This is a genomic window from Acuticoccus sp. I52.16.1 (assembly GCF_022865125.1).
In the GTDB taxonomy this organism is placed as follows: Bacteria; Pseudomonadota; Alphaproteobacteria; order Rhizobiales; family Amorphaceae; genus Acuticoccus.
Genome location: NZ_CP094828.1, coordinates 3,839,555 through 3,864,998 on the forward strand (window position 1 = coordinate 3,839,555; position 25,444 = coordinate 3,864,998).

23 protein-coding genes are annotated in these 25,444 nt (G+C 69.6%); 19 read left to right on the forward strand and 4 right to left on the reverse strand.

Annotation, left to right across the window (positions count from 1 at the left end):
- Nucleotides 1-77: 77 nt before the first annotated feature.
- Nucleotides 78-2,051 carry a molecular chaperone HtpG gene (gene htpG / locus MRB58_RS17250; protein ID WP_244778340.1) on the reverse strand — a complete coding sequence of 658 codons (1,974 nt, stop codon included), beginning with the start codon at nucleotides 2,049-2,051 and terminating at the stop codon, nucleotides 78-80.
- Nucleotides 2,052-2,295: 244 nt separating this feature from the next.
- Here htpG and MRB58_RS17255 point away from each other — a divergent pair, with 244 nt between their 5' ends.
- Both MRB58_RS17255 and MRB58_RS17260 read left to right on the forward strand, forming a co-directional pair.
- Nucleotides 2,296-2,598: a DUF2794 domain-containing protein gene (locus MRB58_RS17255; RefSeq protein WP_371747197.1), complete on the forward strand. Its 303-nt coding sequence runs from the start codon at nucleotides 2,296-2,298 to the stop codon at nucleotides 2,596-2,598.
- A 25-nt stretch (nucleotides 2,599-2,623) separates the two neighbouring features.
- On the forward strand, nucleotides 2,624-3,706 hold the full coding sequence (locus MRB58_RS17260; RefSeq protein ID WP_244778342.1) for an endonuclease/exonuclease/phosphatase family protein: 1,083 nt from the start codon (nucleotides 2,624-2,626) through the stop codon (nucleotides 3,704-3,706).
- Here MRB58_RS17260 and MRB58_RS17265 read toward each other — a convergent pair whose 3' ends face one another.
- Complete coding sequence (locus MRB58_RS17265; protein ID WP_244778343.1) at nucleotides 3,707-4,075, reverse strand: DUF427 domain-containing protein; 369 nt, start codon at nucleotides 4,073-4,075, stop codon at nucleotides 3,707-3,709.
- 157 nt (nucleotides 4,076-4,232) lie between these two features.
- On the opposite strand from MRB58_RS17265, the gene MRB58_RS17270 reads away from it, so the two are divergent.
- The 12 genes from MRB58_RS17270 to MRB58_RS17325 all read left to right on the forward strand — a co-directional run bounded on the left by MRB58_RS17270 (nucleotide 4,233) and on the right by MRB58_RS17325 (nucleotide 15,478).
- Entirely contained in the window at nucleotides 4,233-4,799 is a 567-nt protein-coding gene (locus MRB58_RS17270) for a NifU family protein (protein ID WP_244778344.1), read from the forward strand.
- Nucleotides 4,796-5,422: a tRNA (adenosine(37)-N6)-threonylcarbamoyltransferase complex dimerization subunit type 1 TsaB gene (gene tsaB / locus MRB58_RS17275; protein ID WP_244778345.1), complete on the forward strand. Its 627-nt coding sequence runs from the start codon at nucleotides 4,796-4,798 to the stop codon at nucleotides 5,420-5,422. The genes MRB58_RS17270 and tsaB overlap by 4 nt, the downstream gene beginning before the upstream one ends.
- Nucleotides 5,423-5,472: 50 nt before the next feature.
- A complete protein-coding gene (locus tag MRB58_RS17280; RefSeq protein ID WP_244782028.1) occupies nucleotides 5,473-6,003 on the forward strand; it encodes a GNAT family N-acetyltransferase in 531 nt (176 codons plus the stop codon).
- The gene (locus tag MRB58_RS17285; protein WP_244778346.1) at nucleotides 5,994-6,812 is read left to right on the forward strand and encodes a 1-acyl-sn-glycerol-3-phosphate acyltransferase; all 819 of its coding nucleotides are present in this window, start codon (nucleotides 5,994-5,996) and stop codon (nucleotides 6,810-6,812) included. The genes MRB58_RS17280 and MRB58_RS17285 overlap by 10 nt, the downstream gene beginning before the upstream one ends.
- A gap of 27 nt (nucleotides 6,813-6,839) precedes the next feature.
- Nucleotides 6,840-8,189, forward strand: a complete 1,350-nt coding sequence (gene miaB / locus MRB58_RS17290; RefSeq protein WP_244778347.1) for a tRNA (N6-isopentenyl adenosine(37)-C2)-methylthiotransferase MiaB — start codon at nucleotides 6,840-6,842, stop codon at nucleotides 8,187-8,189.
- A 2-nt stretch (nucleotides 8,190-8,191) separates the two neighbouring features.
- Nucleotides 8,192-9,178: a PhoH family protein gene (locus tag MRB58_RS17295; protein ID WP_244782029.1), complete on the forward strand. Its 987-nt coding sequence runs from the start codon at nucleotides 8,192-8,194 to the stop codon at nucleotides 9,176-9,178.
- On the forward strand, nucleotides 9,175-9,684 hold the full coding sequence (gene ybeY / locus MRB58_RS17300) for an rRNA maturation RNase YbeY (RefSeq protein WP_244778348.1): 510 nt from the start codon (nucleotides 9,175-9,177) through the stop codon (nucleotides 9,682-9,684). Before MRB58_RS17295 ends, ybeY begins: the two co-directional genes overlap by 4 nt.
- Nucleotides 9,685-9,712: 28 nt before the next feature.
- Nucleotides 9,713-10,699 carry a hemolysin family protein gene (locus tag MRB58_RS17305; protein WP_244778349.1) on the forward strand — a complete coding sequence of 329 codons (987 nt, stop codon included), beginning with the start codon at nucleotides 9,713-9,715 and terminating at the stop codon, nucleotides 10,697-10,699.
- A gap of 70 nt (nucleotides 10,700-10,769) precedes the next feature.
- The gene (gene lnt, locus MRB58_RS17310; RefSeq protein ID WP_244778350.1) at nucleotides 10,770-12,290 is read left to right on the forward strand and encodes an apolipoprotein N-acyltransferase; all 1,521 of its coding nucleotides are present in this window, start codon (nucleotides 10,770-10,772) and stop codon (nucleotides 12,288-12,290) included.
- A 183-nt stretch (nucleotides 12,291-12,473) separates the two neighbouring features.
- Nucleotides 12,474-12,917: a helix-turn-helix domain-containing protein gene (locus MRB58_RS17315; protein WP_244778351.1), complete on the forward strand. Its 444-nt coding sequence runs from the start codon at nucleotides 12,474-12,476 to the stop codon at nucleotides 12,915-12,917.
- A gap of 205 nt (nucleotides 12,918-13,122) precedes the next feature.
- Nucleotides 13,123-14,298 (forward strand): methionine adenosyltransferase, encoded by a 1,176-nt coding sequence (gene metK / locus MRB58_RS17320; RefSeq protein WP_244778352.1) that lies wholly within the window; start codon nucleotides 13,123-13,125, stop codon nucleotides 14,296-14,298.
- Nucleotides 14,270-15,478 (forward strand): GNAT family N-acetyltransferase, encoded by a 1,209-nt coding sequence (locus MRB58_RS17325; RefSeq protein WP_244778353.1) that lies wholly within the window; start codon nucleotides 14,270-14,272, stop codon nucleotides 15,476-15,478. The genes metK and MRB58_RS17325 overlap by 29 nt, the downstream gene beginning before the upstream one ends.
- Here MRB58_RS17325 and MRB58_RS17330 read toward each other — a convergent pair.
- On the reverse strand, nucleotides 15,465-16,031 hold the full coding sequence (locus MRB58_RS17330) for a DUF1697 domain-containing protein (RefSeq protein ID WP_244778354.1): 567 nt from the start codon (nucleotides 16,029-16,031) through the stop codon (nucleotides 15,465-15,467). The two genes, MRB58_RS17325 and MRB58_RS17330, sit on opposite strands and share 14 nt — an antisense overlap.
- A 1-nt stretch (nucleotide 16,032) precedes the next feature.
- A complete protein-coding gene (locus MRB58_RS17335; RefSeq protein ID WP_244778355.1) occupies nucleotides 16,033-18,312 on the reverse strand; it encodes an NADP-dependent malic enzyme in 2,280 nt (759 codons plus the stop codon).
- 194 nt (nucleotides 18,313-18,506) lie between these two features.
- Here MRB58_RS17335 and MRB58_RS17340 point away from each other — a divergent pair, with 194 nt between their 5' ends.
- The 5 genes from MRB58_RS17340 (at nucleotide 18,507) to MRB58_RS17360 (ending at nucleotide 25,441) form a co-directional block, all read left to right on the forward strand.
- Nucleotides 18,507-20,243 carry a methyl-accepting chemotaxis protein gene (locus MRB58_RS17340; RefSeq protein ID WP_244778356.1) on the forward strand — a complete coding sequence of 579 codons (1,737 nt, stop codon included), beginning with the start codon at nucleotides 18,507-18,509 and terminating at the stop codon, nucleotides 20,241-20,243.
- A 154-nt stretch (nucleotides 20,244-20,397) separates the two neighbouring features.
- Nucleotides 20,398-23,181, forward strand: a complete 2,784-nt coding sequence (mutS, locus tag MRB58_RS17345) for a DNA mismatch repair protein MutS (protein ID WP_244778357.1) — start codon at nucleotides 20,398-20,400, stop codon at nucleotides 23,179-23,181.
- A complete protein-coding gene (locus MRB58_RS17350) occupies nucleotides 23,181-23,489 on the forward strand; it encodes a DUF1330 domain-containing protein (protein ID WP_244778358.1) in 309 nt (102 codons plus the stop codon). The genes mutS and MRB58_RS17350 overlap by 1 nt, the downstream gene beginning before the upstream one ends.
- The gene (gene dapB, locus MRB58_RS17355) at nucleotides 23,486-24,289 is read left to right on the forward strand and encodes a 4-hydroxy-tetrahydrodipicolinate reductase (RefSeq protein ID WP_244778359.1); all 804 of its coding nucleotides are present in this window, start codon (nucleotides 23,486-23,488) and stop codon (nucleotides 24,287-24,289) included. Before MRB58_RS17350 ends, dapB begins: the two co-directional genes overlap by 4 nt.
- Nucleotides 24,290-25,057: 768 nt before the next feature.
- Nucleotides 25,058-25,441 carry a hypothetical protein gene (locus MRB58_RS17360; RefSeq protein WP_244778360.1) on the forward strand — a complete coding sequence of 128 codons (384 nt, stop codon included), beginning with the start codon at nucleotides 25,058-25,060 and terminating at the stop codon, nucleotides 25,439-25,441.
- Nucleotides 25,442-25,444 lie beyond the last annotated feature (3 nt).

A 25,444-nucleotide genomic window follows, 5' to 3' on the forward strand; every position in this document is an offset into this window, starting at 1 on the left:
CGCCGCTCGCGGGTGCCGCGCGGTGCGCCGCCGTGACGGCGGCGGGGTGGGGCGGCCCGGGCGGCCGGCGCCGGATGTCAGCCCGCGTCGCTCTCGCCGCCTTCGCTGCCTTCGGTCGAGATACTGTCGGCGTGGTCCGTCGGGGCGGGGCTGCGCACCAAGGCGGCCATCGCCGTGACCAGCTTGTCGGTGAACTCCGCCGAATCGGTCGGGCTCTCGCCGTCCATGATCTGCGCCGCGCCGAACAGGAGCCACGCCGTGTCGCCGACGACGTCGGCCGCGCCGCCGGTCGCCGCCCGCGCCGACAGCGTCTTGATCAGCGGGTGCGAGGGGTTCAGCTCCAGGATCGGCTTGGCGCCGAGGCCCTGACCCTGGCGGCCGACGATCTTTTCCAGCTGCCGGTCGTAGCCCATGTCGCTCGCCACAAGGCAGGCGGGGCTGGTGGCGAGGCGGGTCGAGGTCTTCACCTCGCTCACCCGCTCGCCCAGCGTCTGCTTGATGAGCGCCGAGAGCGTGGCGATGTCGCTTGCCTTGGCCTCGTCGGGAACATGGCGCTGGTCGGTCAGCGGGATCTGGTCGAGGTCGGCCGAGCCTTGCGTGACCGACTTGAACGGCTTGCCGTCGAACCCGAGCGCGGTGCGCACCCAGAAGGCGTCCACCGGGTCGGCGAGGAGCAGAACCTCGATCCCGCGGGCCTTGAAGCCCTCGAGGTGCGGCGAGGCGGTCAGCCGATCGAAGCTGTCGCCGACGGCATAGTAGATCGCCGTCTGGTTCTCCTTCATGTCCGCCACGTAGTCGGCGAGCTTGCGCCCGCCGTCCGGCTGCGTGGTGGTGCGGAAGCGGGCGAGCGCGAAGAGCTCGTCGCGCCGCTCGGCGTCCTCGTAGAGGCCTTCCTTCATCACCGCGCCGAACGCGTCCCAGACCTTGGCGTAGGTCTCTGGCTCGGTGTCGGCGAGTTTCTTCATCTCGGTCAGAAGGCGGCGGGTCAGCGCGCTCTTCATCTGCGTCAGCATCGGGTTGGTCTGCAGCATCTCACGGCTGAGATTGAGCGGCAGATCCTCCGAGTCGACGAGGCCGCGCACGAAGCGCAGGTACGGCGGCACGAGGTCGGCGTCGTCGGTGATGAAGACGCGGCGCACGTAGAGCTTCAGCCGGCCCTTGCGGTCCGGGTCGAAGAGGTCGAACGGCTGCATCGACGGGACGAACAGGAGGCAGGTGTATTCCTGCCGGCCTTCGACGCGGGCGTGCACGGTGAGCGCCGGCTCGTCGAACGCGCCGGCGGTGAAGCGGTAGAAGTCGGTATATTCCTCGGCCGTGATCTCGGACTTGGGCTTGGCCCACAGCGCCGTCCCGTCGACCAGCTCGCGCGTCTCGGCGCCGTCCTCGCCCGTGGTGCGGATCTTGATCGGCACCGGGACGTGGGCGGAGTGGTGGCGCACCAGGCGCTCGATCGTCGCCTCGTCGGCGTAGTCCTTGTGGTCTTCGCGCAGGGTCAGCTCGACGCTGGTGCCGCGCGCCGGCGCGTCCTCGGCGGGCGCGACCGTGAATTCGCCCGACCCGTCCGACGTCCAGCGCCAGGCCTCGCCGCCGCCGGCCGCGCGGGAGGTGACCGTCACCTCGCTCGCCACCATGAAGGCCGAGTAGAAGCCGACGCCGAACTGGCCGATCAGCGCCTTGCCGCTCTCGGCCTCGGCGCTGTCCTTCTCCTCGAGGGCCTTGCGGAACTTCTCCGTGCCGGAGCGGGCCATGGTGCCGAGGTTCTCGATCAGCTCCTCGCGCGTCATGCCGACGCCGTTGTCGGCGATGATCAGGCGGGCGGCGTCCTTGTCCGGCGTGATCTCGATGGCGAGCGTGTCGCCGCCGGTGAGGCTGGCGTCGGTCAAGGCCATCTGCCGCAGCTTTTCGCAGGCGTCGGCGGCGTTGGAGATCAGCTCGCGCAAGAAGACGTCGGGGCTGGAATAGACCGAATGCACCATGAGATGGAGCAGGCGGGCGACATCAGCTTCGAAGGCGCGGGTTTCGGTTGGGCTCGTCTCGGTTTGGCTCGTCATGGATCAACGTTGAAAGGTTCGCACAGGTGGGACACATGCGCCCACCGAGGAGCCCAATCAAGAGGATTGCGCCAAGCCGATGAACGCGCGAGGGTTTGTCGGCTAACCGTTCTGGAGGTCGCCGATGGCGGAGGGAGAGGATAGTCGGATCGTGGAGCTGCGGCCCGCGCGTCAGGCACAAGCCCAGTCTCGGGCGCAGGCTCAAGGCCCGGCACAATCGCCCGCACGAAGCCCGGTTCCACCGATGGTGGCCTTCCACCGGACCGAGTTGTCGCAGATCCTGAGGGTCTACGGCCGCATGGTCGCCGCCGGCGAGTGGCGCGACTATGCCATGGACTTCGGCAAGGAGCAGGCCGTCTTCTCCATCTTCCGGCGCATGGGCGAGGTGCCGATGTACCGCGTCACCAAGACCCCCAAGCTCTCCAAGCGCCAAGGCATGTGGGCGGTGGTCTCCGGTCAGGGGATCATCCTCAAGCGTGGCCACGACCTCGACGCCGTCCTCAAGGTGTTCGACCGCAAGCGTCATCTCTCCGTCGTCGGCGAGTGAGAGCGTTCGCCGGAAGGGATCGGCGATGCGGTGGCTTCTGCCGGCACTGGTGATGAACGTGGCGACCGCGGCGGCGCAGGACGGCGCGCCCCCCAAGGCCGCCGGTGCCATCCGCTTCGCGACCTTCAATGCGGCGCTGAACGACGATGCGCCCGGCGGCGTCGTCGCGCGGCTGGAGGCGGGAGAGGCGCGGGCGCGCCTGGTCGCCGAAGTGATTCAGCGCGTGCGGCCGGACGTCCTCCTCCTCCAGGAGCTGGACCGCGACCCGCAGGAGCGTTCCCTGGCCCTGTTCGCGGCGTTGCTGGCCGAAGGGCAGGGCGGCGCCGCTCCCATCCGGTACGAGCATACCGTTTTCCCGCCCAGCAACACCGGGGTCCCCTCCGGAGTGGATATCGACGGCGACGGCCGCGTGGGCGGGCCGAACGACGCGCTGGGCTACGGCCATCATCCGGGGCAGTATGCGTTCGCGCTCCTGTCGCGGCTGCCGCTGGGCGCGACGCGCACCTTCGCGCGGTTCCTGTGGCGCGACATGCCGGACGCGGCGCTGCCGCCGGGCCACTACTCGGCCGAGGCGCTCGCGGTGCTGCCGCTGTCGTCCAAGACGCACTTGATGGTCGAGGTGATGACGTCCGGAGGGACCGTCGTCGTCCTCGCCGCGCATCCGACGCCGCCGGTGTTCGACGATCCCGCGGTCGACTGGAACGGCCGCCGCAACGCCGACGAGATCCGCCTCCTCGTCGACCTCCTGTCGGTCGAAACGAGCGGCTACGCCGTCGACGACGAAGGCCGCGCCGGAGGACTGGCGCCCGGAACGCCCGCGGTCGTGATGGGCGACCTCAACGCCGATCCGGTCCGCGGCGAGGCACGTCCGGGGGCGATCGCACGCCTCCTCGGCCACCCCGACGCCGTCGCCGTCCTGCCGCTTGGGAGCGCCGGGCCCGACACGGCCGCCTTCAACGGCGGCATGCGGGTCGACTACGTGCAGCCGATGGCGCCGCTGCGGGTGACCGGCGCCGGCGTCTTCCGGCCGGGCGCGGGCGACCCGCTGGCGCGCCTCGCCGCGGCGTCCGACCACCACCTCGTGTGGGTCGACGTGGTGCTTCCCTGATCAGCCGATGGTGACGGTGAAGCGATCGTCGAAGGCGACGTGGCCGGCGAGGGCCGTCATCTCGTCGTACGGGTGGTCGTAGGCCCAGGCGGCGTTCTCCAGCCGCTCGCCCCCGGCCTCGACGTCGAAATAGACGGTGTCGCCCTTGAACGGGCAGTGCGTGGTCTTCGCGGTCGGCACCAGGGTCGCCATGATGTCGCCCTTGGGGACGTAGGCGCGAACCGGGTAGCCGTCCTCGCGCAGGACGACGGCGGTGCTCGTCATGGCGACGGGTGTGCCGTTCAGCGTGACGGAGACCGTGTCCGGCCCGGTGTCGAGGAGGATCTCGTGGTCGGGGCGGGACTGGAAGCCCGGCGCGGGATTGCTCATCGCGGCTCTCCTTGGCGGCACGTGGGACGATCGGGGCCGCATCTTACACGTGGTGTGGCACGTGTTCCGAGCCAAGTGGCGTTGTGGCCGGGCGGCGGCTCGCCTATGTCTCATTGGAACACTTCGCGGCGGCTTTGAACCGCCTGGGGAGAATGCGATGTTTATACAGACCGAAGCGACGCCCAACCCGGAGACGCTCAAGTTCCTGCCGGGCAAGCCGGTGATGGACGAAGGCGTCGTCGACTATACCGACGCCGACGGGGCCGCGGGCTCCCCGCTCGCCCGCCGCCTCTTCGCGGTCGACGGGGTGACGGGGGTCTTCCTGGGCTCCGACTTCATCTCCGTCTCCAAGGACGCCACGCCCTGGCCGCACCTGAAGCCGGCCGTGCTGGGCGCCATCATGGAGCACTATCTCTCCGGCGATCCGGTGCTGGAGGACGGCGCGAGCGCCGAGGCGACGGCCGACGGCGAGGAAGACTACCTCGAAGAGGACGCCGGCACCGTCGCGATGATCAAGGAGATCCTCGACGAGCGTGTGCGCCCCGCCGTCGCCGGCGACGGTGGCGACATCATCTTCCGCTCCTACCGCGACGGGATCGTCTCGCTGGCGATGCGCGGCGCATGCGCGGGTTGCCCCTCGTCGACGATGACGCTGCAGATGGGCATCCAGAACCTCCTGAAGCACTTCGTTCCGGAAGTGCGCGAGGTCCGTCCCGTCGCGTGACCTTCACGCTCGCCATCGACACCGCGCTGGCGCACTGCCAGGCCGCCCTGGTCGATGCTGACGGCAGAATCGCCGCAGCGGCCGGCGGTCCCTCCCAAGGCGACGCGGAGGCGATCGTCGACCATGTCGCCACCGTGCTCGCCGCCACCGACGCCGGTTTCGAGGATGTCGTGCGCGTCGCCGTCACCGTCGGGCCGGGGTCGTTCACGGGGGTCCGGGTCGGGGTCGCCTACGCCAAGGGGGTCGCGTTCGCGCGCGGCATCCCGGCCGTCGGCGTGACGACGCTGGAGGCGCTCGCGCACCGGGCCGGCGGCTCGGTCCTGGCGGCGATCGACGCGCGTCACGGCGCGGTCTTCGGTCTCCTCTCGGTCGAGGGGCCGATCACCATGAAGCGCATGGCGGTGGACGAAGCGCTGGATCTCGCCAAGGACGTGGGCGCGCGCATCGTCGGCCCGGCGGAGGCGGTCGCCGCCCTCGGCGAAGGCGAAGTGATCGAGCGGATCGACCTCGCCGCGGTCGCCGCGCTCGCCGCCGGCGACAGCGCGGGCCGCGAGCCGACGCCGCTCTACCTGGCGCCGGTCGATGCCCGGCCACAGATGCACAAAATCCTGGCGCGGGCGTGAACATTGTGGCCAACTGCGCCGATGAGGGTGAGGGTTCGCAGTCAGTGATCATGGGGTTGTTCTCGGTCCCGCGTGCGGTCGATACCGTGCGCCCGTCCGACTACGACACGCTGGAAGAGATACATGCCGCCTCGTTCATCGCCCCCTGGTCGGCGGACGAGCAGGCCTCGCTGAACGAAGGACCGGGCGTCACGACCTTCGTCGCCCGCCGCGTCGGCGCGACCTCCAGCCGCCGGCCGATCGGTTTCATCACCGTGCGCCAGGCGGCCGACGAGGGGGAGATCCTCACCATGGCGGTGGCGCGCCGGCAGCGCCGTTCCGGCGTGGGACGGCTGCTGTTGAACGCGGCGCTGCGTCACCTCTATGCCGAGCGGGTGACCGCCGTCTTCCTCGAGGTCGACCCCAGCAACGCCGCGGCGGTCAATCTCTATGCCGGCGCCGGATTTTCGGTGGTCGGCGAGCGGCCGGACTATTATGGGTCGGCCGGCGGCGCCCGGCAGAAGGCGCTGACCATGCGTCTCACCTTCAAGCAGCCCGAGTTCGCGGGACTACCCTTAGGAGCGTCCGCCTCGTGTCGCTGATCCGTGCGATTTTCGTGATCCTCGGCCTCGTCCTCACCTCGCTCGTGCTGATCCCTTGCCAGCTCGTGGCGAAGGCGTTCGGGTGGAAGAAGGCGATGCGGACGCTGCCGTGGTGGTGGCATCGCGCCGCGATCCGGCTGATGGGCATCCGCGTCCACGTCCACGGCGCGCCCTCGCCGGCGCGGCCGCTGCTGATCACCGCGAACCACGTCTCCTGGCTCGACATCACCGTCATCGGCTCGCTGATGCCGCTGAGCTACATCGCCAAGTCCGAGGTGGCGGGGTGGCCCATATTCGGCACCCTGGCCAAGCTGCAGCGCACGGTCTTCGTCGAACGCGAGCGTCGGGCCAAGACCGGCGCCGTCGCCGGCGAGATCGCTGAGCGGATGACGGGCGGCGACGTGATGGTTCTCTTCGCCGAGGGGACGAGCTCCAACGGCACGCACGTCCTGCCGTTCAAGTCCTCCCTGGTGGGCGGCGCGGCGAAGGCGATCGAGGCCGCGAAGGGGAGCGCCACGGTCCAGCCGCTGGCGATCAACTACACCCATCTCGACGGGCTGCCGATCGGGCGGTTTTATAAGACCCAGGTCGCGTGGTACGGCGACATGGAAATGGCCTCGCACCTGTGGTGGGTGCTGCGCCACGGCGTGATCGACGTGCACGTCGCCTTCGGCGAGGCGGTTCCCTTCAACGGGGGGGCCGAGCGCAAGGCGATGACGAAGCGCGTCGAGGAGACCGTGCGGCGTATGGTCGGCGAAGCGACGGCGGGACGGCTCGGCGAGAGCGAAGCCGTCGAGGAACCACATTAAGGGATGACAGGTCCCGCTAGGACAACGATGGAAAAGCGCGCTTTCATCAAGAGCTACGGCTGCCAGATGAACGTCTACGATGCGACGCGCATGGCCGACCAGTTGCGTGCGGCGGGCTATGCCGTCGTGGAGGAGGCGGAAGGCGCCGACCTCGTCCTCCTCAACACCTGCCACATCCGCGAGAAGGCGGCCGAGAAGGTCTACTCCGAGCTGGGGCGCCTCAAGGGTGCGGTCGGTGCCTCGGGCGCGCCGACGATGATCGGCGTCGCCGGCTGTGTCGCCCAGGCCGAGGGCGAGGAGATCATCCGCCGCCAGCCGCGGGTCGACTTCGTCGTCGGCCCGCAGGCCTATCACCACCTGCCGGACCTCATCGCCAAGGCGGGGGCGGGCGCCAAACCGGTCGCCACCGAACTCGACGAGGACAAGTTCGAGCACCTCGCCAAGCCGCAGCGCCGCGCCGTCACCGCGCGCGGTGTGACTGCCTTCCTCACCGTGCAGGAAGGGTGCGACAAGTTCTGCGCCTTCTGCGTGGTGCCCTACACGCGCGGCGCGGAAGTCTCGCGCCCGGTCGCCGACGTGATGGACGAGGCGGCCCAGCTCGTCGACGCCGGCGTGCGCGAGATCACGCTGCTGGGGCAGAACGTCAACGCCTACCACGGCGCCGACGGGCGGGGCGGGACGGCCTCGCTGGCGGACCTCGTCGGCCGTCTGTCGCAGCTGGGCGGGTTGGCGCGGATCCGCTTCACCACCAGCCACCCGAACGATATGGGTGAAGATCTCATCGCCGCGCATCGCGATGAGCCGAAGCTGATGCCATACTTGCACTTGCCGGTGCAGGCGGGATCGGATCGGATCTTGAAGGCGATGAATCGCAAGCATACCGCAGAGGCATACGTCGAGCTGATCGGCCGCATCCGCGCCGCCCGGCCCGACCTCGCCCTCTCGGGCGACTTCATCGTCGGCTTCCCCGGTGAACGCGACGAGGATTTCGAGGCGACCATGACCCTGGTGCGCGACGTGACCTATGCCTCCGCCTATTCCTTCAAATATTCGCCGCGGCCGGGGACGCCGGCGGCCGGCCGCGAGGACCAGGTCCCCGCGGATGTCGCCAGCGAGCGGCTGCAACGCCTACAGGCGCTGCTGACGGCGCAGCAGAAGGCGTTCAACCAGTCGATCGTCGGTCGTACGGTGCCGGTCCTCATCGAGAAGCCCGGCCGGCGGAGCGATCAGCTGGTGGGCCGCTCACCCTATCTCCAGCCGGTCCACGTGGCGGCCTCCGCCGGCGGCATCGGCGAGATCGTCGACGTGTCCATCACCAGCGCGGAGGGCAACTCGCTGTTCGGCGAGGTGCCGGCAGGCAGGAGTGCGGCGGCTTGACGATGCCAGCGGAGGTGGAAACCGTCACACTCGCCTTCGACGACAACCGGCTCGCCTCCGACCTCTTCGGCCAGTTCGACCAGCACCTCGCGGTGCTGGAGAACAAGCTCGACGTGACCACCGCCGCCCGCGGCAACGAGGTCTCGATCCAGGGTACCGAAGAGGCGTGCGCGCAAGCCCGGATCGCGTTGCAGCACCTCTATTCGCGATTGAAGAAGGGGCACGACATCCGGATCGCGGACGTCGACGGTGCCGTGCGGATGGCCCGCGCCAAGGACCGGCAGCTCTCCTTCCCGTCGATCGACCATCCGAAGTCGGTCGGCTCGATCTCGACCCGCAAGAAGACCGTCGAGGCCCGCTCGCCGACGCAGAACGCCTATATTCGCGCGATGGAGGCTAACGAGCTGGTCTTCGGCGTCGGCCCGGCCGGCACGGGCAAGACCTTCCTCGCCGTCGCCTACGCGGCGCAGCTCCTGGAGCGGGGGCTGGTGGAGCGGATCATCCTGTCGCGCCCCGCGGTGGAGGCGGGCGAACGGCTCGGCTTCCTGCCGGGCGACATGAAGGAGAAGGTCGACCCCTACCTGCGCCCGCTCTACGACGCCCTCTACGAGATGATGCCGGCCGACAAGGTCGAGCGCGGCCTTCAACAGGGCATCATCGAGGTGGCGCCGCTCGCCTTCATGCGCGGCCGCACCTTGGCCCACGCCGCCGCGATCCTCGACGAGGCGCAGAACACCACGACCATGCAGATGAAGATGTTCCTCACGCGACTGGGCGAGGGCTCGCGCATGATCGTCACCGGCGATCCGTCGCAGGTGGACCTGCCGCGCGGGGTGGCGTCCGGACTGCACGAGGCGACGCGGGTGCTGCACGGGGTGGAGGGCATCGGCCACGTGCGCTTCCGGGCGGAAGACGTGGTTCGTCATGAGCTTGTCGCCCGTATCGTCGCGGCGTATGATCAGGAAACCGCGCAACAGGATGACACGTGAGCGCTGCGCTCGAAGAGGATGCGACCGCCGGTCCAGCCTCGTTCCAAGCCAACATCCGGGTGGAGGATCTGCGTTGGTCCGCCCAGGACCCTGTCGCGATCACCGACATGGTGCTCACCGCCATCGCAGCCTCGGGCAGCGCGCCGGGTCATAATGTCAATTGCGACGTCCTTTTCGCCGACGATGCGGCCTTGCGCGATCTCAACAGCCGCTTTCGCGACAAGGACGCGCCGACCAACGTGCTGGCCTTCCCCTCGGGGGAGGAGCCGGCGGCGGGGCAGACGTGGTTTTTGGGCGGCATCGCCCTCTCTTTCGACCGCTGCGAGCAGGAATCGAAGGAGCGGGGGATTTCGGTGACCGACCACACTACCCATCTGACGCTGCACGGCATGCTGCACCTCCTCGGGTTCGACCACATGACCGAGGACGAGCGGGAGGAGATGGAGCGCGTGGAAGTGAATATTTTGGCAGGGCTCGGCATCGCCGATCCCTATGAGGGGAGTTGAAGGGGCGCCTTTTTGCGCCGAGAGGACCATGGCCGACGCTGATAGTCCCCGCGCGGCCGGACCCAACGGTCCGGTCGCCGCAAACCACCGTGAGCCCGAGGAGCGCTGGTTCGACCGCCTCCTGACGGCCTTCGGCCTTCGCGCGAGCGAGGGCCTTCGCGAGAATCTCGCCCAGGCGCTGATCGAGGACGCCGCCGGCGAAGACGCGATCTTCAGCGCCGAGGAACGGCGCCTCTTGCAAAACATCCTGTCCTTGCGCGACGTGCGGATCCTCGACGTGATGATCCCGCGCGCCGACATCGACTCCGTGCCCGAGACGATCAGCCTCGGCGACCTCATGAAGACCTTCCGTGAGGCGGGCCACTCGCGCCTGCCGGTCTATCGCGAGACGCTCGACGATCCGGTCGGCTTCGTCCATGCCAAGGACGTGATGATCCGCGTCGCCGAGGAGGCGATGGACGAGGATGCCATCCGCCTCGGCAGCGTGGACCTGTCCCGCCCGCTGAGCGAGATGGACATCCTGCGGCCGATCCTGTTCGTCCCGCCGTCGATGCCGGCGATGGACCTGATGGTGCGCATGCAGGCCAACCGGACCCAGCTCGCCCTCGTCGTCGACGAGTACGGCGGGACGGACGGCCTGGTGTCGCTGGAGGACCTCATCGAGACGGTCGTCGGCGACATCGAGGACGAGTACGACTGGCCCGACGAGCCGACCGTGATCCAGGCCGAGGACGGCGCATGGATCGCCGACGCGCGCCTCGACATCGACGATTTCCAGGAGGAGGCCGGAATCACCTTCCCCGAGGCTGAAGACCTCTTCGAGGACGTCGACACGCTGGGCGGCATCGTCTTCGCGCTGCTCGGCCGGGTGCCGGTACGGGGCGAGATCGTCACCTCGGAGCAGCTGCCGGGCGTGGAGTTCGAGGTGCTGGAGGCGGACCTCAGGCGCATCAAGCGCGTGAAGGTGACCGTCCACCAGGAGGTGCTGGAGGAGCGCTCCCACGACGCGGCCTGAGGGGGTGGTCGGCCCGGCCGCGGCGGAACCGTCTCGGCGCCGCGGGGGCAACTGGACCGCGGACGGTCCGTTGGCGCGGCCGTTCCGCTGGGCGGTCGTGCGCGCCGTGGCCGCGCTGGTGTGCGGCGCCGTGCTCTCGCTCACCCTGCCACCGTTCGACCTGCTGCCGGCGCTGGCGGCCTACTCGGGTCTCGCCGCGCTCGCCGCGGCCGGGGACAGGTGGGCACGGCGGCGCATCGCCCATCGTGCGCTGTTGGGGGCGGCCTTCGGGTTCGGGTACCATGTTGCCGGTTTGTGGTGGATCGGCGAGGCCTTCCTCGTCGACGCGGCGCAGTTCGGCGCGCTGATCCCGCTCGCCGTCGTCGGCCTGCCGCTGGCGCTGGCGCCGTTCCATGCGGTGGCCGTGGCGTTGGCGGGGCTGGCGCCGCCGGGGTTCGCGCGACGTACGGTTGCGCTCGCCGTCGCCCTGGCGCTGACCGAGTGGGTGCGCGGCTTCGCCTTCACGGGCTTCCCGTGGAACGTCCCGGCAGTGCAGATCTCGTCGATCCCGGCACTGGTGCAGCCGGTGGCGCTGGTCGGCGTCGCTGGAATGGCCCCGCTGGCGATCCTCCTGGGCGCGGTGCCTGCCTTGGTTGTGGCGCGATCCTGGCGATTGTCGGGCGCCGTGCTGATGGCCGCGATAGCGGCGATCGTCTACGGCGAGATGCGCCTCACGCAGGACGCGATCCCGCTCGCCAACGCGCGAATCCGGATCGTGCAACCGTCCATACCGCAGCGCGAGAAATGGGATCCCGACGAACGAAATAGCATTTGGGCAACGTTGTTGCGGCTGACCGCGGAGGTGTCCGAGGCGGGGGCGCGGCCGTCCGTCGTGGTGTGGCCGGAGACGGCGCTGCCGTTCCTGTGGAGCACGCCCAGCCTGGAGCAGATGCAGCTCTCCCGTGCGCTCGGCCCCGGCGCCGTGCTGGTGACCGGGGCGGTCGAGATCGAGGCCACGAACGCCGGACGACGTGCGACGAACAGCATCCTCGTGATCGACGATCGGGGCGAGGTGACCGACCGCTACGACAAGGCCCACCTGGTCCCCTTCGGCGAGTATGTGCCCTTCGCCGGAGTGTTGACGCGGATCGGCCTCGGGGCGCTCGCCGCCGGCACCGACACCTTCGTCCCGGGGGACCCGCGGGACGTGCTCGAGGTGCCCGGCCTGCCACCCGCCCGGCCGCGAATTTGCTACGAGGCAATCTTTCCCCACCAACCCGGACACGCTCCCGCCGGGTGGATTCTCAACCTGACGAACGACGCCTGGTTCGGCGATACGCCGGGCCCCTATCAGCACTTTCGGCACGTGGTGTTGCGTAGCATTGAGGCAGGCTTGCCGACGGTTCGTGTCGCAAATACCGGGTTATCGGGCACAATTGATGCCTACGGCCGGGTAAAAGATGAAATTTTGCTAAGCCGGTTGGCTTTTCGCGACATATCGTTAAGTGAAAGCGTCTCGACGCTCTACGCCCGCTTCGGTTACGCCCCGTTCCTTCTGGTCGTCACCTTGTTGCTCGCATGGGTTGCGTTGGGGCGGAGGTCTGGCGTCTGAAGGGTGGGCGGCGTGGATGAAAAGGGTGGAGTATCTGACGCCCCAACTGTTTACGGATAACACTTTTAACTTGAGACGACGCAACCAGGTAGGGTAAAGGTTGTTGATCTCCCGCAACCCGAGGCGACCATCGGGTCCGCGCCGTGCCGACGTCGAGTTGGGGGCATCGAGTTTGAGGGAAATATGAAACGGGTTGACGTCATGGCGCCGCGAAAACAGCCGAATCCGATCGACATTCATGTCGGCAGTCGACTGAAGTTGCGCCGAACGATGGTGGGGATGACGCAGGAGAAGCTGGGCGACCAGCTCGGCGTGACGTTCCAGCAGGTGCAGAAGTACGAGAAGGGTGCGAACCGCATCGGCGCGAGCCGCTTGCAAGAAATCGCCCGTATTCTGACCGTCCCCGTTGCATATTTCTTCGAAGACGCGAAAGAAAATAACCCCGACGCCGACCGCAACATGGAGTACGGCTTCGCCGAGGACCTGGGCACGGCGTTCGACCTGCCGCACGTTCCGAGCGGTGAAGCCCATGCGCTGGCAAGGGCCTTCAGCCGCATATCAGATGCCCGAATTCGCCGCAGAATCATCGATCTGGTGGAAACCCTCGCGGACGGCCAGCGCCCCTGAGCGACCACCCCGCCGGACATCTCGGCTTTCGGCTAACTGACCGGTTTGCAAACTCATCGTCGTGTTGACGGCGTCAGGCCGATCTGATTGATGAATGCGCCGCCCGCGAGGACCCCTTTCGCGGCGCGGTGCGTTTGGCGTGCTCCTGCGCAAACGCTTGTTTCTCCCAGGGCGGCGGAGCCCCAAACCCCGGAAAGTCATAGCATTGGCGCGGCAATCCTATCTGTTCTCGAGTGAATCCGTCTCAGAAGGGCACCCCGACAAGGTGTGCGATCGGATAAGCGATGCGGTCGTCGATCTCTTTTTGGGGGAGATGCCTGAGGCTCGAGTCGCGTGTGAGACCCTCGCGACGACCAACCGCGTCGTGATCGCGGGCGAAACCCGTGGGCCCGACACCATCACCCCCGAGAAAATCGAAGCGGTCGCACGCGACGCGATCCGTGAGATCGGCTACGAACAGGACGGCTTCCACTGGAAGACGGCCGAAGTCGCCGTCCACCTGCACGCTCAGTCGGCGCACATCGCCCAGGGCGTCGACGCGTCCGGCAACAAGGACGAGGGCGCGGGCGACCAGGGCATCATGTTCGGTTACGCGTGCAACGACACGCCCGTTCTGATGCCGGCGGCGATCTACTACTCCCACCAGATCCTGAAGCGCCTCGCCGAGGTGCGTCACGACGGCACCGAGCCCGAGCTCGGCCCGGACGCCAAGAGCCAGGTCACCCTGCGCTTCGAGAACGGCAAGCCGGTGGCTTGCACCTCGATCGTCCTCTCCACCCAGCACATGAGCGAGTCGCTGACGTCGGACGACGTGCGCGGCATCGTCGAGCCGTACATCCGTGAGGTGATGCCGGCCGAATGGCTGACCGACGACACGATCTGGTACGTCAACCCGACCGGCAAGTTCGTCATCGGCGGTCCGGACGGCGACTGCGGCCTCACCGGGCGCAAGATCATCGTCGACACCTACGGCGGTGCGGCCCCGCACGGCGGCGGCGCGTTCTCCGGCAAGGACCCCACGAAGGTGGACCGTTCGGCCGCCTATGCCGCGCGCTACCTCGCCAAGAACGTGGTCGCCGCGGACATGGCCGATCGCTGTACGATCCAGCTCGCCTACGCCATCGGCGTGTCGCAGCCTCTGTCGGTCTACGTCGACACGCACGGCACCCTGAAGAACGGCATGAGCGACGAGGGCATCGAGGCGGCCATCGCCAAGTCGATGGACCTGTCGCCGCGCGGGATCCGCACGGCGTTGCAGCTCAACCGTCCGATCTACGCCCGTTCGGCGGCCTACGGCCACTTCGGTCGCGAGCCGGAAGCGGACGGCGGCTTCTCCTGGGAGCGGACCGATCTTGTCGAGGCTCTTCGTAGCAACGCCTGACGTGCCGGCCGGCCTCGCTGATCCTCAGCGGGGCCACTGCGAGGGGGCGCCGTCGCCAGGCGCGCGCCCCGTTGCGGCCGAGGTCGCCATTCGTGTCGCCCGGTCGGACGACCGCGGCGCGATCGGCGGTATCATCGCCGACGCGTTCGAAGGGCGCGAGGCCGTCATCGGCCGCCCGCCTGCACCGCTTTCGCTGGACATTGCCGAGGCCATCGCCACCTGCACCGTGCTCATCGCCAGTGTGGGCGCAAGCCCGTGCGGCGTGCTGGTCGCGCAGACGGACGCCGAGGGCGACGTCTACGTCGAGGCGGTCGCGGTGACGAAGGACTTCGCCGGGCTCGGCGTCGGCCGGGCTTTGATGCGGCGGATCGAGCGACAGGCCCGCCGCTCCGGCGCCCGCACGATCACGCTCTATACGACCGCGCGCGTGGCGCGGAACCTGGAATTCTACCGCCGGCTCGGCTATCGCGAGGCCCGCCGCAGCGGCATGTCCGCGTTCGAGCGGGTACATTTCGAGAAGCCGCTGCTGGGCCGGGCGCAGAAGGCACCGGTCGACGGCCTCTACGGCCGCCGCCGCACCCACGGCCACAAGGTCGACCCGGCCTACGACCGCCTCGCGTTGGATCTCGCACAGCCGGCCGACCTCGCGGCGCTGTTCGCCGGCCGCCCGGTGCGGCTGGAGGTCGGCTTCGGCGGGGGCGAGCATCTGTTGCACCACGCCCGCACGGCGCCGGACGTCGGCCTCGTCGGCGTCGAGCCGTTCGAGACCGGGATGATGCGCACCGCCGCGGCCGTCGAGGCCGAGGGCCTTTCCAATGTGCGCCTCTATATGGGTGACGCGCGGCGGGTGCTGGACTGGCTGCCGGAGGGCGCGCTGGAGCGGGCGGACGTGCTCTACCCCGATCCCTGGCACAAGCAGCGCCACTGGAAGCGCCGCTTCATCTCCGAGGACGGGCTCGACCGGCTCGCCCGCGCGGTGCGGGCCGGCGGGGTCGTGCGCTTCGCTTCGGACATCCCGACCTATGTGGACTGGACCCGCGCCCATGTCGCGGCGCACGACGCCTTCGACCTGACCGAGGACACCGCCACGCCCTATGCCGGCTGGCCCGGCACGCGCTACGAGGCGAAGGCCCTGCGCGAAGGCCGCACGCCGCGCTACCTGACGCTCACGCGGCGCTGAGCGTCAGCGCCGCCGTCTCGATCTTGCGGGCGGTGTCGAAGTTGCGGCCGGTGCCGCGGGTACCGAGCGTCTTTTCGATCAGCGCCGTCGTCAGCTTCGAGCGGCCGACCCCGTCCGGATAGACCGCGAAGAGCGTGGTGCCGACCGCCGCGACTTCCTCCCGCCCCGCAATGGCGGCGGCGAGTGCGGCGACCCGCGCCGCGTCCGGCGTGTTCCTGAGCGGCATGACGACGAGCTTGCGCGGCGTCTCGGCGGCGACGGCGGGGAAGGGGTTGGCGGCGAGCGTCGCCGACCAGTCCTTCCCCAGGCGGACGATCACCTCGGTGGCGACGCCCGGGTCGGCGGCGAGCCGGTCGGCGAGGGCGGCCGCGAAGGCATCCGGGGCCGTGCCGGCGGGGAGGCGGAAGACCGCGTTCCCCGTCTGCAGGACCGTCACGGCGTCGGTGCCGCCGAGGCTGGTGACGGCGCGGGCGAGGTCGGTCATGGCGAGGCGGCCATGCCCCGCCACGTTGACGGCGCGCAGGAAGGCGATCGCGACCGGCGCGCCGGCCACGTCAGTTGACGCCGAAGCTCGCGATCGCCGCCATGTTGACGATGTCGATGTCGCGCGCGCCCATCGGCACGATCTGCACCTGCTTGTCGAGGCCGACCAGGATCGGCCCGAGGACGGTGGACCCGCCCAGCTCCTGCAGCATCTTCGTGGCGATCGACGCGGCGTCGAGCGTCGGCATCAGCAGCACGTTCGCCGGACCCGACAGGCGGCAGAACGGGTAGGACTGCATCAGCTGCGGGTTCAGCGCCACGTCGGCGGCCATCTCGCCGTCGACCTCGAAGTCGATCCGGCGCTTGCCGAGGATCTTCACCGCCTCTTCCACCCGCTCGGCATGCTCGCCCGGCGGGTTGCCGAAGTTGGCGGAGGCCAGCATCGCGACGCGCGGCTCGTAGCCGAGGCGCCGGGCGACGCGGGCGGTCTCCTCGGCGATGTCGGCCAGGTCCGTGGCGGACGGCTCCTCGTTGACGGCGGTGTCGGCGACGATGACCGAGCGGCCGCGCGCCAGGACCAGCGAGACGCCGATGATCTTGTGCCCCGGCTTGGCCGAGATCGCGAGCCGCAGCGCGTCGAGCGCGACGGCGTAGTTGCGGGTCACGCCGGTCACCATCGCGTCGGCGTCCCCCAGCGCCACCATCGTGGCGCCGAAGAAGTTGCGATCCTGGTTGATCATGCGCTGGCAGTCGCGGAAGAGGTGCCCCTTGCGCTGTAGCTTGGCGTACAGGAACTGCACGTACTCGGTATTGCGCTTGGAGATGCGCGCGTTGGCGATCTCCAGCCCCGGCCGCATCTCGATGCCGGCCTGGAAGGCCTGCTCGCGCACCGTCTCCTCGCGGCCGATCAGGATCGCGGTGCCCAGCTCCTGGTTCACGAACGAGGCGGCGGCGCGGATGACCGCCTCCTCCTCGCCCTCGGCGAAGACCACGCGCCGCGGGTTCTGGCGGACCTTGGCGAAGATGCGCGACAGCGTGCCGGCGACCGGGTCGCGCCGGGCCGACAGCTCCTCGACGTAGCCGTCCATGTCCTCGATCGGCCGGCGGGCGACGCCGGTGCGCATCGCCGCCTTGGCGACTGCGGGCGGCACCACGGAGATCAGCCGCGGGTCGAACGGCACCGGGATGATGTACTCGCGGCCGAAGCGGGGACGGTTGCCCTGGTAGGCGGCCGCGACCTCGTCCGGCACGTCCTCGCGGGCGAGGGCGGCGAGCGCCTCGGCGGCGGCGACCTTCATGTCCTCGTTGATCGCGGTCGCCCGAACGTCGAGCGCGCCGCGGAAGATGTAGGGGAAGCCGAGGACGTTGTTGACCTGGTTGGGATAGTCGGAGCGGCCGGTCGCGACGATGGCGTCGTCACGCACCTCGGCGACCTCTTCGGGCGTCACCTCCGGGTCGGGGTTGGCCATCGCGAAGATGATCGGGTTCGGCGCCATGGAGGCGACCATCTCGCGCGTCACCGCGCCCTTGACCGAGACGCCGAGGAAGGCGTCGGCCCCGTCCATCGCCTCTGCCAGGGTGCGCCGGTCGGTCCGTGCCGCGTGGGCGGACTTCCACTGGTTCATGCCCTCTTCGCGCCCGGCGTAGATGACACCCTTGGTGTCGCACAGGAGGATGTTGTCGGCCGGCACGCCCATGGACTTCACCAGCTCGACGCAGGCGATGCCTGCCGCGCCCGCGCCGTTGCATACGATACGCATTTCCGACAGCTCGCGCCCGGTGAGGAAGGCGGAGTTGATGAGGCCGGCGGCGGCGATGATCGCGGTGCCGTGCTGGTCGTCATGGAACACCGGGATGTCCATGAGTTCCTTCAGCTGGCTCTCGATGATGAAGCAGTCCGGGGCCTTGATATCCTCGAGGTTGATGCCGCCGAACGACGGCCCGAGGTACTTCACCGAATCGATGAAGGCCTGGACGTCCTGCGTGTCGACCTCGATGTCGATCCCGTCGATGTCGGCGAAGCGCTTGAAGAGGACGGCCTTGCCCTCCATCACCGGCTTGGAGGCGAGCGCGCCGAGGTTCCCCAGCCCCAGGATTGCCGTGCCGTTGGAGATCACGGCGACGACGTTGCCGCGGGTGGTGTAGTCGAACGCCTTGTCGGGGTCCTCGGCGATGGCCCGGACCGGGACGGCGACGCCGGGCGAATAGGCGAGCGACAGGTCGCGCTGCGTCGCCATCGGTTTGGTGGGCGTGACCTCCAGCTTGCCGGGGCGTCCGCGGCTATGGAAGGTCAGCGCCTCCTGGTCGGTAATCGCTGGCCGTCCACGCCGACCGCGTTCTGCTGCATCCACTTGCGCGCTCCCCCAAAAGCCACTTTTGCTCAAACACGTACGCTGATCGATGCACCTTCGTCCATCTTGCGGCGCACAATCTTCGGAGGGACGGTAGCCGGTTAGTTCGCATCCCATCCGTCGCCCGGAGCCGCAAGCTGCGGACAACGCCCGTGCGGTATCGCTCGCAGTCGACCTCACTGTGGGAGACGGGCATGCTTGGCCTCTATCGCAAACTGTCCATCGCGGGAAAATTGTGGCTTCTCGGCGCGATCAACGTGATCACGCTCGTGGCGCTCATGTTGATGGTGTTGCCGCAGGCCAAGCAGCAGGCGATCGAGCGGGAACTCGCCAAGGCGCAGAGTATCGCCGAGACTGCGGCCACCGCCGCCAAGCCGTTCCAGGCCGCCGTCGCCCGCGGCGAGATGACCGAGGACGAGGCGAAGGCCGCCTGGGGCCGGCTGGTCAGCAGCATGCTCTACTCGGGCGGCAAGGAATATCTTTTCGCCTACGACCACGTCGGCACCCGCCTCGCCCACGGCAGCGCACCCGACACGCTGGGCCAGAACAAGTGGGATTCGACCGACATCAACGGCGTCAAGATCATCCAGGAGATGACGCGGACCATCAAATCGGGCACCGGCGGCACGCTGGAATACTATTTCGCCGCCAAGGGTGGGACCGAGCCGCAGCGAAAGGTCTCGGCCTTCGTGCCCGTGCCGGGGTGGGACGCGTTCGTCGGCACCGGCGTCTATCTCGACACGGTGGACGCCGCCTTCGCCGGCATGCGCTGGCTGTGCATCGGCTTCACCTTGTGTGCGACGGCGGTCGTCCTCTTCGTCAACTGGCTCACCGCGCGTGACCTGTCGGGCCCCGCCCAGGACCTCGCGGCGCGTGTCGACAGTCTGGCCAACGGCGAGATGGTGGAGGAGAGCCGCTATGCGGCGCGCGCGGATGCGATCGGCTCCATCGCCCGCTCGGTCGGCCGGCTGCGCGGGATGGTGATGGAACGCGAGCAGTTGCAGGCGGCGCAGAAGGAGGCCGAGGCGCGCAGCCAGGCCGCACGCGCCGCCGACGTGCGCCGCACCGCCGACGACCTCGACGCCAAGATCTCCAACGTCGTGGAGGCGATGCGCGGCGACGTCGGCAAAATGACGCAGCAGGCTCAGAGCCTGCGCGGCCTCGCCCGCGAGATGACCGACGACGCGGCCGACATCCTGCAGTCCTGCGAGCAGGGCAACACCAGCGTGCAGACCGTCGCCGCCGCGGCCGAGGAACTGAGCGCCAGCTCCGAGGAGATCAGCCATCAGGTGGACGCCGCCGCCGACCGCGCCCGCTCGGCCGTGACCGAGGCGGACAAGGCGGCGGAAACCCTGCGCGCCCTCGCCAAGACCAGCTCCGACATTTCCGACGCGACCAAGCTCATCAACGACATCGCCGAGAAGACCAACCTCCTCGCCCTCAACGCCACGATCGAGGCGGCGCGGGCGGGCGAGAGCGGCAAGGGCTTCACCGTCGTCGCCCAGGAGGTGAAGGCCCTCGCCGAGCAGACCGCCAAGGCGACCTCGGAGATCGAGAAGCATATCGGCGCGATGCATGGTGCCGCCAACGCCAGCGTCGCCACGATCGACCGCATCGTCTCGGTGATCGGCGAGGTGTCGTCCAACACCACCGCGATGGCGGCGGCGCTGGAAGAGCAGGGCGCGGCGATCCGCGAGGTGACCGAGAGCATCGCCCAGGCGGCCCGCTCCACCGACGCGGTGAGCCAGAACATGGGCCGCGTCCGGAGCCGCGCGGAGACGACGAACTCCGCCGCCGAGGTTGTGCTCAACACGTCGACCGGGCTCGACAGCGGCAGCAACGGCCTCAAGGCGACGATTTCGGACTTCATCACCAACCTGCGTGCCTCCAGCGACGCGGAGATGCGGGGCCGCAGCCGCGAACCCGCCTGAGCCGGCGCGCCGATCCGGCGATCTGGCACCGCCGGCCATCGGTTGTCCCCCGCCGCGCGGCCGCCTGTGGAGAGGCGGCCTCGCCCCTTGTTCATGGCCCGCCCGCCGGGGCACCATCGCCGTTCCTGCCGACCGCTGAGCGCAAGGGACACCGATGGAGGCGATGGGCCGCGACGCCGACGAGACCGCCGAGCGGCTCGCCTCGACCTCTGCCGTCGAGGGGCTGACCGCAGGGCGCGGCACTCCGGCCGATCCGCGAAGCGCCGCCACGGAGGCGGAGATCGCCAACGCCACACCGATGATGGCGCAGTACCTCACCATCAAGGCGCAGAACCCCGAGGGGCTCCTGTTCTACCGGATGGGGGACTTCTACGAGCTGTTCTTCGAGGACGCCGAGATCGCCGCCAAGGCGCTGTCCATCCACTGCACCACCCGCGGGACGCACCAGGGCGAGCCGATCAAGATGGCCGGCGTGCCGGTGCATGCCGCCGAGGAATATCTGGCGCGCCTCATCGCGCAGAACTTCCGCGTCGTCATCGCCGAGCAGACCGAGGATCCGGCCGAAGCCAAGAAGCGCGGCGCCAAGTCGGTCGTGGCGCGGGCGGTGGTGCGGATCGTCACCCCCGGCACCATCACCGAGGAGCGCCTGCTGGCGCCCGACCGCGCCTCGCTGCTGGTCGCGATCGCGCCCGGCAAGGGGGAGGGCGGCAAGGCCGAGGTCGGGATCGCCGCGGCCGACGTCGCCGCCGGTCGCTTCGTCCTGACCGCCGCGACGCCGGAGACGCTGGCCGCTGCGATCGCCCGCCTCGATCCGGTGGAGCTGATCGCGCCGGAAGGGGCCGAGCTGCCACCGCTGCCGCTGCGCGTCACCGTCGCCCGGCGCGTGCCGTCCGAGTTCCGCGCGTCCGGCGCGGCGGCCCGGCTCGCCGGCAATTTCGGCGTGGCGGACCTCGCCGCCTTCGGCACCTTCACCGACCAGGAGGCCGCCGCCGGCCTCGCCCTCGTCAACTACCTCGCCGAGACGCAGCTCGACAACGCCCCGCCCCTCGATGCGCCGCGCAAGGACGCGCCCGACCGCGTGATGGCGATCGACGCCGCGACCCGTGCCAGCCTCGAGATCACCCGCCCCGCACGCCCCGAGGGGCCGACCCTCCTGTCGGCGATCGACTGCACGGTTTCGGGCATCGGCGCGCAGCTCCTCGCCGATCGCCTCTCCAGCCCGTCCCTGGTGCGCGAGGAGATCGCCGACCGGCACGACGCCGTCGCCGCCTTCGAGGCCGACCCCGTCGCCCGCGACACGGTGCGCCGCGCCTTGAAGGCGGTGCCGGACATGATGCGCGCCGCCGGCCGCCTCGCCGCCGGTCGCGGACAGCCGCGCGACGCGCTCGCCGTGTGCCGCGCGCTCCACGCCGCGGGGGAGGCCGCCGCCGCACTGCCCCCGACCCGGCCCCGGCCCCGGCCCCGGCTCCTCGCCGCCGCGGCCGAAGTGCTGGCGGCGGCACCCGGCGCGCTGGGCGAGCGCCTCGCCGCGACGCTCGACGAGCGCGCCGCCGCGGCCAACCAGCCGGACGGGTTCGTGGCGGCCGGCATCGACCCGGCGCTCGACGAGGCGCGCACGCTGCGCGACGAGAGCCGCCGCTTCGTCGCCGGGCTGCAAGCGGACTACCAGCGCGATACCGGCGTCAAGTCGCTGAAGATCAAGCACAACGCGGTGCTCGGCTGGTTCATCGAGGTGCCGGCCGGCCACGCCGACACGCTGCGCGCGCACGACGCCTTCGCCCACCGCCAGACGCTCGCCTCCGCCGCGCGCTTCACCACCGACACGCTGCGCGACCTCGAATCGCGCATCCTGGCCGCGTCCGAGGACGCCCGCGCCGCCGAGCAGGCGATCTTCGCCGGTCTCGTCGCCGCCATCGTCGAGGCGCGGTCGTGGCTGTCGGACGTGGCGCGGCAGATGGCGGAGATGGACGTCGCCGCCGCGCTCGCCGAGCGGGCCGCCGTCTCGCGCTGGGTGCGCCCTCTGATCGAGGACGGGCTCGCCTTCGACATCGAGGGCGGGCGGCACCCGGTGGTCGAGGCTGCGCTCGGCGACCGCTCGCGCTTCGTGCCGAACGACTGCGACCTCTCCCCGCCGACGGTCGACGAGCTGGCCCGCGCCGTCATCCTCACCGGCCCCAACATGGGCGGCAAGTCCACCTATCTGCGGCAGAACGCACTGATCGCGGTGCTGGCGCAGGCGGGCTCGTTCGTCCCCGCCAAGCGCGCGCGCATCGGCATCGTCGACCGGCTGTTCTCGCGCATCGGCGCCTCGGACGACCTCGCCGCCGGCCGTTCCACCTTCATGGTCGAGATGGTCGAGCTGGCGGCGATCCTGAACCAGGCCGGCCCCGGCGCGCTCGTCATCCTCGACGAGATCGGCCGCGGCACGGCGACGTTCGACGGCCTGTCCATCGCCTGGGCCGCGCTGGAGCGGCTCAACGAGGTGGGCTGCCGCACCCTCTTCGCGACGCACTATCACGAGATCACCACCCTCGCGGAGCGCCGCGCGCGCATCGGCAATGCGACGATGCGGGTCAAGGAATTCCGCGGCGACATCGTCTTCCTGCATCAGGTGGAGGCGGGGGCGGCGGACCGGTCCTACGGTGTGCAAGTGGCGCGGCTCGCAGGGCTGCCGGCGACGGTGGTGCGCCGCGCGCGGGACGTCCTGTCCCGGCTGGAAGAGTCCGACCGCGGGGCCGCGCGGGCCGCGCTCGCCGCCGATCTGCCGCTCTTCGCCGCCGGCGCCGAGCCCGCGGCCGTCGATCCGGCGCCCGCCGCCCGGCTCGTTTCACTGGAAACGCTGGACGACATCGACCCCGACGCCCTATCCCCACGCGAGGCGCTCGATGCGCTTTATGCCTTGAAGGCCGCGCGGCGCGCCGAAACGGGAGGGGACTGATGGCAAAAGGGTACTGGATGGCACGCGTCGACGTGCACGACCCGGAAGGGTACAAGGAATATGTCGCGTTGAACGGCGCGCCGATCGCCGAGTTCGGCGGCAAGTTCCTGGTCCGGGGCGGCCCGTTCGAGGCGGTCGTCGGCGAGGCGCGGCAGCGCAACGTGGTGATCGAGTTTCCGACCTATCAGGCCGCGCTCGACTGCTTCTATTCCGAGGGCTACCAGAAGGCGCTGGCGGTGCGCGAGCGCTGTTCGGTCAGCGAGCAGGTCATCATCGAGGGGTACGACGGACCCCAGCCCGGCCAATGATCAAGATCGGCGTTGCAGGGGTCGCGGGCCGGATGGGCCGCGCCCTGGTGCGGGCGGTCGACGAGACCGAGGGCGTCACCCTCGCCGCCGCGACCGAGCGGGCCGGCGCGGGCGAGACGGGCGCGGACGCCGGCGTCCTTGCCGGGGTCGGCGAGCGCGGGGTGGCCATCGGCGCCGACCCGGCCGCGTTCGGCGCGTGCGACGCGGTGCTCGACTTCACCGCCCCCGGCGCCTCCGCCGAGCTGGCCGAGGCGCTGGCCGGCATGGGCACCGCCCACGTCATCGGCACCACCGGCTTCGGCGACACGGACGAGGCGCGGATCGCCAAGGCGGCGGAACGCGTCGCCATCGTGAAGTCCGGCAACATGTCGCTCGGCGTCAATCTGTTGTCGGTGCTGGTGGAGCAGGCCGCGGCGGCACTGCCGCAGGCGGACATCGAGGTGTTGGAGATGCACCACCGCCGCAAGGTCGACGCGCCGTCCGGCACCGCGCTCCTCCTGGGCGAGGCGGCGGCAGCGGGCCGCGGCGTGTCGCTGAAGGAGGAGGGGGTGTTCGCCCGCGAGGGGCACACCGGCCCGCGCAAGGCCGGCACCATCGGCTTCGCCACGCTGCGCGGCGGCTCCGTCGTCGGCGAGCATGACGTGATCCTGGCACTCGACGCCGAGCGCGTGGTGCTGCGCCACGTCGCCGAGGACCGCGGCGTGTTCGCCCGTGGTGCGGTGGCGGCGGCGATCTGGGCGGTGAAACAGCCCGCCGGCCTCTACTCGATGCGCGACGTCCTGGGCCTCGCCCGCCCCTGAACCCACCACGATCTGAGCCGCCCCGATCTGCGCCGCGAGGACGCCCGTCCGCCCTCGCGGCGCAGACCGTGGCGGCGGGCGCCGAGCGCCGGCCGATGCCGCCGGCCCGCCCCGGCGGCATAGTTCTCATCCCCCTTAAGTTGATCTCATTCTAAATTGCCGGATCGCGGATGCGACCGGCCGCGCAAGCGCTTGCGCGACGTCAACCGGTTGCCTCCGAGCTTCTGCGGTGAAAAAGCGGCGGCGTGGCCCTAAACACAATCTAAGGGTGAAATAAGCTATCTATGAATGACACACGTGTGAATTGAGTGCTTTTTCGATCCCTTGTTTACGAATTATCCACAATCTTTATTTTCGGACGCTGAATTGACTCTCGGGTGGAAGCGATGGTCCCGTCCGGGATGCCTCGTTCGGCGGCAAAGTGCCCGGCACTTTGTGTCACAGGTGAAGGAAAATTCCGGCTGTCGCGAATCAATTCGCGCCGAGGGCTTCCAAAGCCGGCTTTGGCATGCATCCGGCGGCGAGGGTGGAAATCGGCATCCGAATCAGCGGCCTGACGGCGAGCCGCAATGGGTCGTGAGGCGCGTGATAGCTGTGGAAAGTTCGCCTTCGCGTCGTGACGTTGAGGGTTTGGCAAGAAACGCAGGAAGTTTTCCACAGTCTGTGTATAGTGGGGGGTAAGCCGTTCCACGTTCGTTCGGTCTTTCACGATGCGGTAAGGTCAGCGGTGTCAAGTTCGCGCAACGCGAGAGTTGGCAAGGAGGCCCCATGCTCATCAATGGTTTCACTTCGGAAACGGCAGGACGATCGCCCGACGCGGTGCCGCTCTTCTGGTGGCAAGGTTGGTCGAGCGCCTGGTACGTCACGTCCGTGTTCGACATCAAAGGCTTCTCGTGTGATGAGCCCGGCACTTTCGTTCTGGTCAGGCGCGAGCCGAATGGGAGCTGCACCCCGCTGATGGTCGGCGCGTGCGAGAACGTCAGCGACGATCTCTTCGCCCACTATGGCCCGGCGCTGATGCGCGCCATCAAGTCCGGCGCGACCGAGGTTCACGTCCACCTGCTCGCCGAGAGCCCTCAGCACCGCGCCCGGATCATGGACGATATCGCACAGGGCTGGCAGATGCCCGTCCACCCCGCCCCCGTCGGCTGACAC